The 16,366-nt window shown below is 54.0% G+C and carries 14 protein-coding genes; 1 reads left to right on the forward strand and 13 read right to left on the reverse strand.

Annotation, left to right across the window (positions count from 1 at the left end; all coding sequences use genetic code 11):
- Window positions 1-15: 15 nt before the first annotated feature.
- Both ACWBU6_RS08795 and ACWBU6_RS08800 read right to left on the reverse strand, forming a co-directional pair.
- Window positions 16-279: a PAAR domain-containing protein gene (locus tag ACWBU6_RS08795; protein ID WP_452648427.1), complete on the reverse strand. Its 264-nt coding sequence runs from the start codon at window positions 277-279 to the stop codon at window positions 16-18.
- 9 nt (window positions 280-288) lie between these two features.
- Entirely contained in the window at window positions 289-1,128 is an 840-nt protein-coding gene (locus ACWBU6_RS08800) for a M15 family metallopeptidase (RefSeq protein WP_452648428.1), read from the reverse strand.
- A gap of 380 nt (window positions 1,129-1,508) precedes the next feature.
- Here ACWBU6_RS08800 and ACWBU6_RS08805 point away from each other — a divergent pair, with 380 nt between their 5' ends.
- Entirely contained in the window at window positions 1,509-2,132 is a 624-nt protein-coding gene (locus ACWBU6_RS08805) for a hypothetical protein (RefSeq protein WP_452648429.1), read from the forward strand.
- Window positions 2,133-2,169: 37 nt separating this feature from the next.
- Here the strand turns inward: ACWBU6_RS08805 and ACWBU6_RS08810 are convergent, their stop codons facing one another.
- The 11 genes from ACWBU6_RS08810 to ACWBU6_RS08860 form a co-directional block, all read right to left on the reverse strand.
- Window positions 2,170-3,921: a hypothetical protein gene (locus ACWBU6_RS08810; protein ID WP_452648430.1), complete on the reverse strand. Its 1,752-nt coding sequence runs from the start codon at window positions 3,919-3,921 to the stop codon at window positions 2,170-2,172.
- A gap of 445 nt (window positions 3,922-4,366) precedes the next feature.
- Entirely contained in the window at window positions 4,367-4,747 is a 381-nt protein-coding gene (locus ACWBU6_RS08815) for a hypothetical protein (protein WP_452648431.1), read from the reverse strand.
- Between the two features lie 77 nt (window positions 4,748-4,824).
- On the reverse strand, window positions 4,825-5,301 hold the full coding sequence (locus ACWBU6_RS08820) for a hypothetical protein (RefSeq protein ID WP_452648432.1): 477 nt from the start codon (window positions 5,299-5,301) through the stop codon (window positions 4,825-4,827).
- A gap of 898 nt (window positions 5,302-6,199) precedes the next feature.
- Window positions 6,200-6,739: a hypothetical protein gene (locus ACWBU6_RS08825; RefSeq protein WP_452648433.1), complete on the reverse strand. Its 540-nt coding sequence runs from the start codon at window positions 6,737-6,739 to the stop codon at window positions 6,200-6,202.
- A gap of 498 nt (window positions 6,740-7,237) precedes the next feature.
- The gene (locus ACWBU6_RS08830) at window positions 7,238-7,708 is read right to left on the reverse strand and encodes a hypothetical protein (RefSeq protein WP_452648434.1); all 471 of its coding nucleotides are present in this window, start codon (window positions 7,706-7,708) and stop codon (window positions 7,238-7,240) included.
- A 642-nt stretch (window positions 7,709-8,350) separates the two neighbouring features.
- Window positions 8,351-8,827: a hypothetical protein gene (locus ACWBU6_RS08835; protein WP_452648435.1), complete on the reverse strand. Its 477-nt coding sequence runs from the start codon at window positions 8,825-8,827 to the stop codon at window positions 8,351-8,353.
- Between the two features lie 13 nt (window positions 8,828-8,840).
- Complete coding sequence (locus ACWBU6_RS08840; RefSeq protein WP_452648436.1) at window positions 8,841-10,880, reverse strand: LysM peptidoglycan-binding domain-containing protein; 2,040 nt, start codon at window positions 10,878-10,880, stop codon at window positions 8,841-8,843.
- 23 nt (window positions 10,881-10,903) lie between these two features.
- On the reverse strand, window positions 10,904-13,996 hold the full coding sequence (locus ACWBU6_RS08845; RefSeq protein ID WP_452648437.1) for a type VI secretion system Vgr family protein: 3,093 nt from the start codon (window positions 13,994-13,996) through the stop codon (window positions 10,904-10,906).
- Between the two features lie 101 nt (window positions 13,997-14,097).
- Window positions 14,098-14,616, reverse strand: a complete 519-nt coding sequence (locus ACWBU6_RS08850) for a hypothetical protein (RefSeq protein WP_452648438.1) — start codon at window positions 14,614-14,616, stop codon at window positions 14,098-14,100.
- A 13-nt stretch (window positions 14,617-14,629) separates the two neighbouring features.
- Window positions 14,630-15,052, reverse strand: coding sequence for a PoNe immunity protein domain-containing protein (locus ACWBU6_RS08855; RefSeq protein WP_452648439.1), 423 nt, complete (start codon window positions 15,050-15,052; stop codon window positions 14,630-14,632).
- Between the two features lie 95 nt (window positions 15,053-15,147).
- On the reverse strand, window positions 15,148-16,323 hold the full coding sequence (locus tag ACWBU6_RS08860) for a PoNe immunity protein domain-containing protein (RefSeq protein ID WP_452648440.1): 1,176 nt from the start codon (window positions 16,321-16,323) through the stop codon (window positions 15,148-15,150).
- Window positions 16,324-16,366: the final 43 nt, after the last annotated feature.

Below are 16,366 nucleotides of genomic sequence, written 5' to 3' on the forward strand. Positions count from 1 at the left end.
TTCTGCATGCTTGCCTCACACTGCGTCCGTCGTATTCTGCTGGCTCGCGATCAGCGTAGCGCCGCAACTGGTCTTGTCGCCATGGCGCGCCACCGGCTTGCCATCGACGATCAGGGTCTGGTCGCCGCTGGTGATGGTGGTATCGCCATGCACCGGGCAGGAGACCTTGTGGCCCATGCAGGCGACCGGCTTGCCGCCGCTATCGCTTTGCTGCGAGGCTTCGACCACGGTACCGTTATGTGTCGTCTTATCGCCTAAAAGGATCAGTGCTCCCGGCATTTCCTACTCCTATTTCTTTCTCACGCCGTCCACACGCAACTCCGTATGGCCGAAATCCATCATCTTCCAGCGGCCGCCCCAGGTCAGACCCAGGCTTTCCGCTACTTCACCGAACAACTGGTAGCCGCGCATGGCCCACGGGTCCCGCTCCGAGATCACCAGCTTGCCGTCGCGCAGGAATGCGCAGTCGGCGGCCAGGCCATACTGGTGCCAGCTCTGGAAGGCCTTGGCATTGGTCACGTTGCTGCCTTGGGCCGCCAGCGCATCCTGGCGCTCAGGGCTGCGGTAGCCTTCCAGCAGCGCCATGTCATAGCCATGGCGCTCCTTCATGATGCGGAACGCCTGCAGCAAGCGCTGCGAATATTCCTTGTCCAGCAAGGCCCAGTCGCGGCTTGCCGACACCAGGTTAGGACGCACGACTTCCACCTCCGGCGTCATGAAAAGCACTGGCGGCAGGGCAGGTGGCGGCACCAGCTGCTCGCCCTGCAGCAACGCCGACACTTGCTGGTTCGCTTCGCGTACCGGTGCATCGAAGCCGCCCACCATGGTGCGGCTGCTCGCCATCCACGCTATTCCCGCCGGCAGCAGCATGATCACCAGCGCCGCAATCGCGGTCCATTTGTGCTCGCGCAGGAAGTCGCCACCCTGGCGCACAGCCATCGCCGATTCCGATCCCAGAGCGCCGGCCTGCTGACCGCTGCGGCGCGCGATGCTTTGCACCCGGCGCTGGAAGCGGCTGCCCACCAACTCCAGGCGGCGCGAGACGTAGGCCCGCCCGGCAGGGAACAGGACCATCCAGCTCAGCGCGCAAGCGAGCAAGAAATACAGCACAACGGCAACGAACACCACAATTGACCTCTGGAATCTAAATTACCAATTTGATAACATCGCGGGCGTGTGTCGCCTTAGCAATAAATTATTTGCGGGAAAGTATATCTTGAAGTTCTGATAATCCGCTTTTACCTTGATTTCAATCGTGCGCACCCCCGTTAAAGGGGGATGCCCTAGAGTGCGCACCTTTTCTCCAAGGATAAAGTATATTAATGATAACCTTTGCCAGGAGTAATCCATTGTCATCAAGCAACGAAACCCGGAAACCGGCAGGCCGTCCAAGCCTGCTTTCGGCTGAGCAGCAAAATGCTCTAGAGAATCAACCAGCTTCCCCGGCAGCAATCGAACCGCCGGCTGTGGAAGCACCGCGCCGCAAACACTGGTGGATAGCGGGCGGCGTGAGCGTGCTAGTCGTCGGCGTCGCCCTGGCGTTCCTGTCCCTCGGCGACAGCGAACCGGCGCCCGAAGCGCTGGCTGCAGCAGCCGCGCCGCTACCAGCACCGGCAACCCCGCCTGTCGCAGCACCGGCCGCTGCCAACGCAGTTGCGGCGGAGATTGTGCAACCTGGGGATAACTCGCCACTCGCCGCATTGAACGCGCCGTCGCCGCAAGCCGCGGCCATCATCGACGAAGCTTTGCCGCCGGTTGCCGCCAAGCCGAAGGAATCGTTGAAGCAGATGCTGGAGGGCGGCACGCCTGCCGCGGCCAAGCCAGCGGTAACCAGGACCGTGCGTAAGCCAGCGAAAGAAAAGCCGGCCAAGGAAGCGGAGCAGGGGGGCGCGCAGCCATCCGCGGAAGAGGAGAATGACCTGCAGTTGCTGGCAGCCCTGGTGGCCCACGCCAAATACGACACCTCGGCAAACGCCCGTACATCGCTGCCGAAGGCGCTCGAGCAATGCAAGAAGCAGGGCAAGCAGGACGCCGCCCGCTGCCGTATCCGCGTCTGCGAGGGACGCTGGAAGAAAAACGAATGCCGCGTCTATAGCCGCAGCAAGCTTGAAAAAACTGCGAAGGGCGCATGACTCCCGCCGCCGGCTGGCGCTGTCGCGCGCCAGCCACTTACTGGGCTGCTTTGCGTTTCTGCCCCTCCAGCCAACCCGCCGGCACCTTCGCAAGTAGTGGATCATCCTTCTTCAGGTTGGTCCACGTGGCACCGCCGTCGGCCGAGTAGATCAGCAAATTCGGATAGAGGTCGGAACTATCGAGAATGCCGGCGAGCCAGATTTGTTTGCTATCCACGACGTAGCTGCTCACCAGCGACGACAACCCATCCGGCAACTTCGCCTTCTTCCATTTCCTGCCATCCTTTGATGTCAAGAGAGTTTGTTCGATAGACCCGGTGATCCACCAGCCGCCACGCTTCGACTGGCCTAGTTCCACCAGCAAATCCGGATCGCCGAGCTTCGCAGCCAGGCTTACCTTGCAGGTTCGGGGATCGATAGAACGCACGTGATACCTGGTGCTCTGGCCATCACTTAAAAAGCTCGTCACCAGGGCGAGGATCTGGTCTTCCGATGCGGCCAGCTTGATATTCGCGACCTGCAAGGCCTCGAGCGGCGACCTGCCACGAGGAGCGCCAAGTCGTCGGTACGGCAACGTGCATTGGGTTTGATGATGGCGTATCTCATAACCTTGACTTGTCGGCGTCACGGAAAGGTCGTTTGGGTAAAGTACCCTGTTGAGAGTATCAGCCCTGAGTGGAACGGCGTGTTCGCCGGTCGCAGGATCAATGGCGGTACGTCCGGCGAGAATTCGGCCCGATTCGTCGAGTTGCAAGAGGGGCCAGGTATGCCCTCCCGGCAGCACCTCGATTCCTACCTGCGGTTTGCTCAGGATCATGATGTGATCCATGTCCTCGGCAAATGCGACGTTGCCCACCTTGTAGTGTTGCGTCGGCATTGCGCGACTTTCACTCTCATTATCGGGAGCGCTTGCGAGCAAGGACACCACCAGTATGGAAAAGCCGTTGTTGGCGCCTCGAACCACACCATCTGAGGGTAACGCCAGTGTCCCGTCAAATCCACATGCTGTTGCAGCGACCGCCTGCGGTTTCATCCAGCGCCTCTTGGGCTTTTCGATCGTCACGTGGGCCTGTTCCATTTTCAAGAAGGGCAGCGGAAACTCAAAGACTTCCGCCAGCACGGCCGTTTCCGCCGGCGACGCTCGACGGACTAACTCCTTCAGCTTTTCCGCATCGCCGCAATGCTGCTGCACCAGTCGCGAAAAATTGTCGGAATCAAGCAGCTCCATTCCAAACTTAGGCATTGCCGAATACGTGACCGTTCCAACTGTGGTCGATTCTGGCGCAATGCGCGCGCTCCAGCCGAAGGACACCTGGCTTTGCCAGTTGTCGATGCGGATGTTTTGCAGCAGTGGCAGCTTCTCGAGCATCTTCCAGTGGATATCGTTCGAGTAGATCGGGCTAATGCCAGCCTTGCGCAGGGTAGGGGTGATGTCCTGTCCGAGGAAGTAGGCGCGTCGAGCGCTCGTTACCCGCAATGGCTCGCCGTCCTGGAGCGCCTTCAGTTCGCGAAAAGTCTTGTCTGCATACTCCTCGCCCTCACCCAGGTAATCGAACAGTGGAGTCACTGCATAAAAGCCCGCGTGCTGGGGGCGTTTCGACGAGTTGTTCAATGAAACCGCCAGCTCAACCTCGTAGCCGTTCAAGCGAACTCGAACGCCTTCCAGCCTCGTCTCACCCAAATGGACACCCACCGTCAGTGGAACAGCATTCTCGAATTCGTAGGCGAAACCTGTGCTGACAAAGCAGGCGGAAATGATGAATGCCAGTGTAGATTTAAGTTGCTCCATACCTTGGTCTCCAAGTCATAGCCAAGGGCAGAGGTATTGCCACGCAAGGAAGGTATGTTTGCGCACTTTGTAACCCCGCCCGACTATTGCTTTCTGGGGTCGTAAATTTCCCCCACAATTCTGGCATCAAAACGATATCTTAGGTTGACATTGTCAGATTCAGGATCGATGACGATAAACACATTTGTTGGCCTATTTTCTTTCCATGGCAGCCAAGATCGATCAGATTCACTTCGCGGATCGTCCCGCATTGCAAATCCTATCGAATAAGTTTTTGAGTTCTTGCACACTGGGGCTACGTTGGCTAATACCATACAGCCTTCTGAGCAAGAATCTAATTCCAGTCTCGCCGGAGTTACAACCAAACGGTAATTGGTAGGAATGACATAAGAATCGCGCTTGGAATATCGGTAGGCAATACGACCGAAATCGATTGGCCCTTTACTCAGATTTCCGAACTGATCATTGTGATAGGTTTAACTAGCATGTTATTTTGATAATAATTCATTTGCGAAAATGCTGTGGCGTGCCATGACATCTCATGTCGGTAAATTTTCCCACGCCTTTCCTTTGAAATTGCATCGCACCCAGCCATCTTCGCTGTGGCCGAGGCAGGAGCAAAGCCGCCAGTTCCGACCGCGTAGTAAGTCAGGTTCTTGAATTCAGCAAGCGGCAACTTGTCGTTTTTAGCCTTGTAGACTTTCAAAGTTCCGTTCTGCGGAAAAATAGGCGTTTTGAGATCGAGGCCGAATAGGGTGTATGCCTGCGCGGCCGGTACTAGGGCCGCGGGCGCAAAGGCAATGGCTGATAAAGCTGCAATTTTCATTTGCTTAAGGTGGCGGAGATCTACGTAGAAGATTAAGAACCTCTCCACGGTCGTGATAGTAGCGCTAATAATCTCAACTAAATCGGTCGCTTGATCCTAGGCATCAACTTGCAGAATTCCTCCCATTGCGCAGACTCTGAAGCTTTTGCAGGTAGCTTGGTGTCGATTGTGTACTTTCGGCCACGAACTAGGTTCGTTAGGCGGGGACCCGCGATTTCGTCGTATACCATGATTCCATCAAAGCCATCATAGATATAGTCGTCGTACCGTTTGCGCATCAGCGTGTCCAGCTTGGCAATTGCACCCTTATCATTCTTTAGAATTCCCTTCTTAATAAGATCAATAGAAATCCAGCCCGGCAGACGGGTAAATGAAGCACTCGGTGATAGGCAGTCATCCTGTTCCGCCATTCGTTTGTTTATGATGGCTTCAAAATACTCATTCTGCGAGAGATTAACCCATATCACATGAGGGCCTGAGCGAGATCCCGCAACTGCTGGCAAGGCTAATAGAGAAAAAACGGCAATGGCCGAAAGTCTGGTGAAAAGGTTCATGTTGAAAATGTAGTGAAACACGAATTATCTCAGTCAATTATCCCAAAAGGCTTTTGTTGATATTTCAGCCTTTTTTATCAGTGCCGCCGTCCCCACCGTCGCCCACATGGACCTCATCAGGGACGTAATACGTCAGACCGGTAGCGCCGTCGCCCCCATTTTAGTAAAACTAGATTGGCCTAGTGATGGGAGGGACCAACCCACAGAAAATCCTCCAGGTAGCCTGCACGTTTACAGACTTATCCAAAGGAACCTTTGTAATCACTTTTCTACCACGTACAAAATTTGAGAGCTGCGGGTTGGGGTTCTCATTATAAACGATGATCCCGTCCAGGCCCTTTTCGGTATAGCCGGGATATTTTCGTCTTATTAAAGCATCTAACGAGGCTAGAGAGCGTTTATCGCCCTGGACGATTGCCTTGGTAATTAGTTCTCGCGATATCCAATCGGGAGCCGGGAAGATTTGCATGTCTGGCCTGGAGCATACTTCGCCCTCGGCCAATTTTTTATTTATTATGTGCTCAATACGTTCATTTCCGGATAAATTAACCCAAAGAAAGTAAGGGCCTCCGGCGAATCCGGCATAACTGGCCCTGCTGGCCATAAGTAGCGTTATGGTCAGCAGGAGTTTACCAGCGAATCTCATATTTTCTTCTCTATAATTAAGTTGCCGACGATTTTTTCTTCACGTTGACCTTTATTCCACATTCCTTGTTCAGTGTGGCGGGATCCACGTTGGGTAATTCTTTTGGCCCCTTTTCGTAGGTGTCCATGTAGATGGTTGGCATATAAAAAGCTAGATGTTTGCTTTTTGAGCGAATAGTGCGATTCTTTCCGTAGTCGCAGTCGCTATTGGAATTTATCTGCGATCCGATAGCTTCTCACTGATTGGGAGCGGCTATTTTTTTGATAACGGCTTTTCAGCATCAAATATTTCACCAACCATCCTCATTTCGAACTTGTACTCCAGATCCCTTAGGTCGCGATCTTTCGGATCGCCTATTTCGAAAATCGAAACAGCCTCATTCTCCTTCCACGGAAGCCACGACCGATCAGTAGCATTCAGTTTGCTATCAGTCATCGCATAGCTGATAGCGTAGGTTTTTGAGTTTTTACAGACGGGAGCAACTTCCTTGAGCAGAATGCAGGCCCCGGGGCAGTTTTCAATTCTAATTGGTGCCGGAGATATAATCATCTGATAATCCGTCGGTATAATGTAACGCTCGGTATGCGTGTACTTATATCCGTATCTGCCAAAATTAATCGGACCTTTGCTCATCTTTCCGCTAGGATCCAGTAGAAATGCGACTGGCTCTTTTTCTTTCGCCAGTACCTTGCAGATTTCGTTTTCTCGTGCTGTTGCGCTCTTAATGCACGCGGCGCCTGTAAGCGCTATAGCCACGATCGTGAAATACTTTTCGTGGTTTTTGGTGTTCATTTTTATTTTCCGGTAAGCTCAAGAATAAATGTGTTGTATCTGGCAATCAGGCCTTTGATCTGCAGATATGGCACTAAAGCGAGAAGCGAAGTAGCTTCCATCGTTTACTTGCAATCAATTATGCAGAACGGCTTCTCTCGATTCTTCAGCCTTTTTTTGTCAGTAGCTCCGTCGCCATCTGCGGCCATTTCAATGTCGTCTGGAACGTAGTACATCAAGGGTTTGACAGGATCCGAGAAGCGGGCGAAAGCCACTTCCTCGTAACCAAACCAGCGCGCGTTCTCTTTCTCTTGACGTTCGTCGCTGTATGCGAACTGCGGGGCGGGGGATGTGTGCAACAGTTCAGCTACGTGGCCTACATGGTCGCGGTGCACGTTAAGTGAACTGCAGAACCGTGAATTTCTTGCGGATATCGACTTTTGGAACTTTCCATTTTCCGACCTCCAAGGCTGATATTAAGCTCAATTCTGAATGCTGGCTTCATTAGTCATGCTTCAGTTAGAGGCCCGACCTGCCAACTGGTGGCACCATGCTGCAAAATAAATCCCATTGGGTTTGTTCACTTGAGTTCGGAGCCACTTTCTCGCTGATTACCTTTGGCCATACTAATGCTGCGGTCGAAAATTTCGGACCGTTGGTCTCATCGTAGGCAATTAGTCCGTCAAATCCATCAGAAATCAGGCTGCTGTGCGGCTTCTTGAGCTGTGTTTTCAGGTTTTTTAGTGATTTCTTATTCTTATCGACTATTGCACTTTTCACGAGATCCTTAGATATCCAGTTTGGTAATGAAACTATCACCAAACTCGGATAATCACAGTCGTTCCTAGATTCTATTCTCGATCCAATCGTTTTTTCAATAATTGTATTTTCGGATAAATTTACCCAGATAACATAGGGGCCTCCTGCTGAGCCCGCTCTTGCGTTTCCGATTGACAGGAAGACGGCGAGTGCAATAATGATATTTTTCAAGAATGTATATCTGCTGTTTTGGACTGACAGTGAATTAAGTTGATCAAAGTGTGCTCAAGTCCTCTTTTTTGTCCACGGTAACTCCTATTTCCGAATTTAGAGCCATCCAGTCAACACTCATAAGCTTTTCATTGGTTTTTTTATATTCGTCTTCTTAAATCGTCGGCAAATAAAACTCCAGATGATCATCTTTCGTCTTTATGCTCTTCCCGTCCTTAGTGTGCTTTAGTTTTAGCTGCTCTTTCTCTGTATAAGGTAGGAAGCTGATCTTACTGCCTTGATTGCCGCCTAAGACGCAAATTTTCTTATCATTATGTTTGTCTCGGCCATACACAAATCCAACGTGATGTCCATGCCCATCCTATCGAATAAGTTTTTGAGTTTTTGCGCACTGGGGCTACGTTGGCTAATACCATACAGCCTCCTGAGCAAGAATCTAATTCCAGTCTCGCCGGAGTTACAACCAAACGGTAATTGGTAGGAATGACATAAGAATCGCGCTTGGAATATCTGTAGGCAATACGACCGAAATCGATTGGCCCTTTACTCAGATTTCCGAACTGATCAATCAGACAGGCGGCCGGCCCTTTTTCTTTCTGAATCTTTGTGCACGCGATCCGATAGCTTTCTCAATACAGTTGCTTAAACTGGTCTAGTAATTGGTGGAACCATCAGGCAAAACGCACTCCATATGGCTTCATCGTTTGCGGATTTGCCCAGGCGGTCCTTCAGGATCACCTTTCTGCCTCGCACAAAATTCGAAAATTGTGGCATCGGATTTTCGCTATATAAAATAATGCCATCCAATCCTTGCATGGAATAATCTGGATGCTTTTTTCTTATCAAGGTATCCAATTTTGATATGGCCTTCTTATCACCGGCTACCATGGCCTTATTGATCAATTCTTGAGATATCCAATCTGGAGTATCGATGATCTGCATATCTGGCTTACTGCAATCTTCCTTTTCTGATATCTTTTTGTTGATTATCTCATCTATTTTTTTATTATTTGCGGAGTTGATGAATAGGAAGTAAGGCCCTCCTGCGAAGCCAGCGATACTATTGTTAGATACAAGAAAAATGGTTAAAAAGAAGGCGAATGTAAAGGGCGTTTTCATGTTATCTCTTGTTTTATCTTGTTGAGTTCTTGGATTTCTTGTTAATTTTTATATCGAATTCTTTGTTAACGGCATCTGGATCGACTTCAGGTAACTCTTTGGGGCTCTTTTGATAAGTCTCCATGTAAATAGTTGGCATGTAGAATGCGAGATGTTTCGTCTTTTTCCTTTTCACGTATTGCTTACCGTCTATCCCTACAGCGTTCTCCTGTTCAATTTCCTCTTTTTCGTGAAAGGGCGAGAAATTTATTTGTTGTGCTTGGTTGCCTCCAAGCACGCAAATCCTGTTCTTCGCTGAGCGACCGTACACGAATCCTACGTGCGTGCCGTAACCTCCTGGATTTGAGATGATGGCGATTGCGCCGTAAACTGGAGTATCGATCTTCGTGTACATTGGATTGGTTACCTCAATTATCTTGAATTTCGGTTTCCTGTTCTTTGTTGTGATCTCGTGCCCATCTTCAACTATTTTTTGCTTCATATGAACAACGCGAAAGCCGTTGGCACGGCTGGTATCAGGTCCTTGATCCGTATAACCTTGCTCGGATGGATTCCGGATCGGAAAGCCGGCCCGCATGAGGCACCAATTCGCAAATGCGGCACACCATGCTTCAGTATCCGCAGTCATATTGACCTGGTTAGTTTTCACTATTTTATGATAGTTTCTTTCCTTCTGGATTTCGCCTTCTGTAGCTCCTTTGAACCGCTTAGCCTCTGCAAGGGCGTATTTCATCCAAGGGACCGTCCCACTTTCTGGTGCAATCAAGGCAAGAGGTTCACCTTTACCTTCTTTCGAGCGGGCTAACGTTGTGTTTGCAATAGGAGGTGTTGGGTTTGGATCCGTTCGCTTTGCAGTGAACGTAGATTTCTCACGGTTCGACGCATTTACTTGCTTTTTCGGCGCTGTTTCCTCGAGTGGTGGAGTCTTAGCTGCGGGGAGCGTGAATGACTCATCCTTCGCTTTTTGATTAGGCTTCGTGCTTGCGCTTGGCTTTGTTGGCGTCGATGTGGGCGATGCTGCGGTCTCGGGATTTACCTTGGGAGCTGGGCCTGGTAGAGGCGCCTTCTTTTCTGTTTTAGGGGGCGTGGTGCCTGGGGGCGGCATGTTGATCCCTAGGATTTGACCCGGATGAATGGTGTCTGTTTTAAGTTGATTGTCCTGCTTGAGGCGCTGGACGGTAACATTGCGGTCTTTGAACTTCGCCGCGATATGGCCAAGGGTGTCTTTAGGCTTAACTTCATACAGAAATCCCTCGCTTTTGGAGACTGGGTTTTCCGGAGCTTTGACAGGTGCCGTCGTACCAAAGAACTCCGCCAACTTGTTTATTAAGGTGAAGCGCAGTCCTTTTTCAGGATGCAGGTCAGCTAGTTTCTTCAAGTTACCGTCGGCAGTCTTGTGAAGTATCTCAGCGGGTTTTTTGCCATGAACGATTGGTGGAAAGAGGCCAGCAGCGTTGGAGGTATAGGTGGACTCTTTCCCTTCGCTACGGACAATAATTTGCTCGCCTTGGACTGGTTGTGTTCCGTTGCCGGCCTGGATCTGCGTGATCGGGAACCACACTTCTTTACGAGTGTCTTTATCCTTATGATAGCCTTCTAGTTTTTCAATACCATCCATGAGACGGGCGAACTGTTTTTCATCCATGTGATCCAATCGGAACTCCTTGTTGAATCCAGTCTCATTGCAGAGGTCCCTAATGTACTTTTCGGTATCGTTGCCATCCGATGGAGGAGCAAAGTCGTAGACCATTTCTTTGATAGTCTTCCTGATATGTTTACGTTGGAGGCTGGCCTTGAGCTCGGCGCGTCCTGTCTCATAATCGGGAAAGATAAAAAAATGGAGTCTACTTTTCTCCGGCTTAGCGAAGCCAATAAAGTTCTTTGTCTTACGAGGTGCCGGCTTCCCATCTTTTATGGGCGATGCGAGATCTCCGGCGTTAGAGATACGCCATTGCAGTGATCCGCCTGAACGTATGAGTACGCGATTATCGTCGGTGATGAATTGGGCGATTTTTAATTTTGCGTTATACGAAGCCTTAATAAATCGAGTCATAGCTAGTGCAAGTACAAAGGAAATCAGGACGCTTCATTAATCAAAGCGAGGAGAACGGACTCGGGAAGGAATTCGTCATTATGGTGTTCTGTCGCTGCCACTATTTCGCGGTAGTAGCGATTCGACGCCAGAGCTTCGGTGTGGATTGGTTCATCGACTTCTGGAAGGTGTTGTTCTTCTTCGGTGGAATCATCAACATGTTCAAACACACGCTCGCTTGTGATCATTTTTTGCTCAACGAGCTCCGCACCTTGCGAATCGCCCAAGCGAAGCTTCAGCATCTGAGGACCATCCGTAGTCACGCGCGGCAGCCGGCCATTTTCAGCGACCGTACCCTCAGCAAGTACGTTCCCATCTTCGTCGAAGATCGCGAATGGTTCGCCAACCCATATCCCAGTTCCGAGCAGCTCGTCCGAGCCCATAGTAGCGAATCGAAGACTGTGTGGGCCTGCGGCGTCTAGGGCTGGCCATTCTTTTGGAACAGGCAATGCGGCAGGTGCCATGGTCATGTGCGCGGGGCCACCCAATTCCTTCATGCTGGCTTTGAATTCGATCTTCCCCGGTGCGGATAATTCAATGTTTCCATCTTCTATCCGAATTGCTGCTCCTTGTGTGGTTAGCAGAACGTGATTTCGCGCGCCAACAACTACTTCCTTGGTGGTGCTGCTTACCACGATATTCTTATCGGCCGTTAACGTTGTCGCGGCAGTGTGGCTTTGGCTGCTGAATTTGCCGCTCGCTGCATGCAGGTGCAGACCAGTTTCTTGGTTCGGCTTTTCTTTGGCGCTGGCTTTGCCGTAGGTGAACAGGCTGATGCCGCCGGCCGATGAATGCAGCAGGTTCGCTTGGGCGGCGAAGTTAATGTCCTGACTGGCGGTTACGCTGCTAGCAGTTTCGGAAGCAAGCAAAGCGTCAGCTGGCGTGGCCACGACGATGCCGGATGGGCTGTCGAGCTGCAATAGCGGGGCGTCGAAGGCTGGCGCGCCGCTGTTGCCGCATATGGAAAGGCTGTCGGCGGTGCGTTGCAAGCCTTCTGTTACGGGCAGCTTGTCGGCTTCCGCTTGCTTGGGCAAGTCGGCTTTGTGGGTCTTTGCCTGCTCGGATAGGGAAACTTGCAGTTGCTTCGCGCTTTGAACCTGATTTTGGGCGGAACGGGCATCCAGCACATTGCCGCTGGCACCGCGCGCCGCGTGCGTAGAGAGCAGCATGCCCTGGCCGGCGCGCAAGGCGAGCGCGTGTTCGGTTTTCAGTTCCGCGCCGAAGCCGACTGCATGCAGCCGCTGGTTGTCGCTCTGATGGCGCAGGTGGCCGAGGTTCAGTTCTGCGGTGCCCTGGTGCGGTTTGGCGTGGCGTTGCAGGGCCACGCGCGACTGGCCGGGCGAGTCGTCGAACACAAGCTGGCTGTAAGCGCCTGCGCCGGCCTGGCTGCTTTGCATGGCCTGGCTTTTCAGGCCGGACAAGGAAGCAGGGTGCGCGTGGCCGCCGGATTCGCCGGGGAACCATACCGGGGCGTTGCCTGTAGCTGCACCGGTGCCTGCGCCGATCCGGTTATGTTGGGCGTCGGCCTGGCCGTCGCCGTTGTACAGCGCGCCAATGACGACGGGGCGGTCGATGTCGCCCTCGAGGAAATCAACCAGTACCTCCTGCCCCACGCGCGGTAGCGCATTGCTGCCCCAGTTGGCGCCTGCGACAGGGGCCAGCGGCGTGGCGACGCGCACCCAAGTGCCGGCGCTGTCGTCGGCAGGAGCCCCAGTATCGCCCGCTTGCAACGATGGCGCCAGGCGGCTATGGCTGTTGTCGCCGCGCTGCCAATGGAACTGGACCTTGACGCGGTGGTCGCGGTCAGTGTGGATTGGCGCACCGGAAGGACCGACCACGATGGCGGTTTGCTGTCCCTGCACGGTGGGACGCTTCCAGGGCGCCGCGCTGCGGTAGGGCAGGGCAGCATCGATGGCGTCGATACGGTTGCGATAAAGCGGGCGCTCGGCGATGGCATTGCCGACCGCGTGACGGCGCTCTGCCAGGTCACGGTCGTTCAGTAACTGCAGCGCCGCCTGTCCCAGCTCGCGCTGGACGTTCGAGCGCATTTGTGCGGCCAGGTTGTTGTGCATCATGTGCAGCACGCGGGTGACAACGAAGTCGCCGCTGTCGCCCGTTACCGGCTCGCCTTGCAGGGCGAAGCGCGTGGCAGGCGCCATGGTGCGCACGGTACCTGCGCCGGTGAGGTTTTTGCGGGCCACATCGAGCGCCTGCAGGCGGCGTTCGGCCAGCCGCTGGCCGTGCTCGCGGCTGGCATAGGCGTAAGCTCCCGGTATTTCGCGCGCAGATAGTGAAATGCCGCTATCGTCGGCGCTACCGGCATTGGCTGCGCGCTGGTCCAGCGTGCGGTAATCCCAGCTTTGCAGCGAGACTTCGCCGGTCAGCAGGCTGGCCTGCATGCGCCAGCGGTCCATGCTGTCTTCACGCATGACAGCACCAGCCTGCGTGAAACGCACCGTTGCCTGGGCGTTCGGCTGGAAGGCGCCATTATGGTCGGCGATCACGAGTACGTGGCCGTCGCTGCGATGTTCAAAGTAATAGAACAGGCCTTCTTCGGCCATCAGGCGTTCGGCGAAGGCCCAGTCGCTTTCCTGGTATTGGGTGCACAGGCTGCGCTTGGGATAGGCGGAGCGGTCTGCCAGTTCGAACCGCCACTCTGGCACCAGTGTCCCCTGGCCTTGCCAGCTGCCCAATACTGCATCGAGAATGTCGCACACCGACAAGCCCTGGAAAACACGGCTGTCACGGTTTTGCGCAAGGAAGTCGGTCCATGGCCCCAACCGCACCGCGTAGCGCGCCAAGCCGCCGTTTGACCCGCTCAATTCGATTGCCGTGATATGACCGTGGAATGGGCGCAGCGCTGTCGGGCCGGCGGCAGTCACCAACTCCAGCAAGGCCGGTTGGCCAAGCAGGGATTTGAGCGGGATCTTGGCGTCGGCGGAGAGCGTTGAAATGTCGAAGACGAAAGGCTTGCCGATCGCTTCCTCTCCGCGCACGCATTCGACTAATAACTGCGCGGCGCCTTGCGGCGTGGTCAGCCGCAGCAGGCGTGTATCTTGGGTTAGACGGTCCAGCATTGGATTGCATTTTCGATAATTGCACGGACCGCCATTACAGCTTAGATGTTCTCTAGAAGCAAGAGAGTTTCAATCGAATCGCCATACTTGCAATGTGCAAGTTATCTGCGCAGTCGGGCCATGTCGGCGTCCATTGCTTTGTTCACGTCGCAGAATTTGCGCTGGCTTGTGAACTTGTTGACCTGCCGGAAGGACAAGGGAGGCGCCGATTCCGTCTCAGGATCATCATTTTCTTTCAGCTCCATGACCGTAAAAGTCACACTGCGATCGTCAGCCCACATGCCTTCCCGCTCAGCAAAGATCACGCGCAGGCCAGCCTTTGACTTGAAAGCGCGGAATCCGCTGAGGGCGCAGTCGGCGCCGGAATTCAGTTGGAGCGTAGGCACGAACCTCTCATCGATCTCAAATGGAATCTGCTCTGCCGGGCCCTTGTCATTGGCGCGGAAGAAGGTAATTGTGCGCAAGGTGTGATTACCCCGGTCGATATCCGTGTACAGCATTTTCAGTTCGATGCCGTTTGCCGAAATGCTCGTAATGTCGCGTTGTGGGGTGATAAATTGCTGCGCGTGCAGCGGCAAGCCAATGGCGAGCAGCAGCGCGCCAAGAAAGTGGGCTTTCAATTGGATCTCCGGTTTATGCGGCGCGCGAGCGTGCGAAGTCGGCCAGCTCGCGCGGGTAAAAGATGTCGTCGCGGTAGGACGTGTCGTCGATGCCGAGTACGAAGCTGATCGCCGCTGCTTCCAGTGCCCAATAGCCGAAGAACTGGAAGCCTTTCCTGTTAGTGCCGAAGTAGGGTTCGTCTTCGCTCATGTCGTACCATGATTGCATGTAACCGGCCATCATGGCGGGGCGCTTTTCGGGGGCTGCAGCGAAGATCGGCAGGGTTTGCGAGTAGGGCTTGCCGCGCGTGCATTTCTTCGGTGGCGCTGCGCGGCCGGCAACCCATGGTGCAACCAGTTGTTCCAGCAACGCGTCGCGGCGACGGTTGCCGTAGTCGAGGATAGGCATGATGCGGGCCAGCTTGTCCTGGTGGCCCAGCAGGATGGCGAAGCACACCAGCGACAGACCGGTGTGGTAGTCATCTCCTTGCAGGTCCAGCCAGTGCTTGTAGCAGTCCTCGTCCTCGTCGTCCTCCGGCGCTGTAAATGGCGTTAGGAAGCGCGCGTAGTTTTCCCAAAAGCTGAGAGCCAGCGGAAAAAAGTATTGAGGTCCTCCAGTGCGTGGCCGGCGCTGTAGCAGTTGCGCAGGTGATTCACGGACTCCCACGCCAGCCAGCTTGCACCGTCATAGTGCTCCGGGTCGGCGCAGTCGTAGCAGACCTTGTCGGTAAAGAGCACCAGGTTTTCTTCGTAGCTTCCATAGCGCATGCGGCTGGAGCGGCGCCGCTGTTCGAAGTCCGCAGGCGAGAGCTTCTTGTGCCGCCAGTACTCCGCCAGGTCGCCGACCGTCTCGGGCAGCGGCAGTTCCGCGCTCGCTTCAAGGGCTGGCGCGGCATAGACCGGCATTTTGCCGGCATTTGCCTGGCGTGCGAAGGCAGCCATGTCCGCCGGGTAGTAAGCAAGGTGACGATAGCTTGTATCGTCGATGCCAAGCACCAAGGTGATCGCGGCGGCTTCCCACGACCAGTAGCCGACGAACTGATAACCCGATTTGTGCAGGTCATAGTAGCTTTCCCGGCGGCTGGCTTCATACCATTCGGCGAGATACTGTGCCATCAGTGCCGGCCGCTCGGACGGCTGCGCGGCAAAGATCGGCAGCGCTTTCGAATAGGGCAGATTGCGGCGGCAGATGCCGACCGCAGCGTCGCGACCATCGACGCAGCAACTGAGCAAGCGCTCGATCAGTGCATCGCGCTTCTCATTGCGGTAATCGATCAATGGCACCAGGCGGTGCAGCACATCCTGCTTACCGAGCAGGATGCCAAGGCACACCATGGTCAGCGCCTGGTGGTATTCCGGGCCGGCGAGCGCCACGTGCGGCCATGGGGCTTCGCGATCGTTGCTGTCGTTATAGGCCTGGTTGTAGTGGGCGTAGGTTTCCCAGTGTTCGACCGCACGGTCGTAGAATGCTTGCAGTTGCGCGATATCGTGACCGCCGCTGTAGCAATTGACCAGGAATGCGCTTGCATCTGTCGCCAGGCGCTTGGTCGTGTTCATCAGGTTATAGAGCGGAATCGCCGAGATCATTTCCGGCGGTTGCTGCAGGCGTTCCTTCACATGCTCGAACGTGTCGAGCTGTTCCAGGAAGTTCTCTTCGTAGCCGTAATACCTAAGCAGGGGTTCGCGCAGGGACTGCTGAAAGTCGCTTTCTGACAGCGGGGCATGCATGGGTGTTGCTCTTTCTGTAACGGTGCGGACCGCCATTACAGCC

This window comes from Pseudoduganella sp. HUAS MS19 (assembly GCF_053615455.1).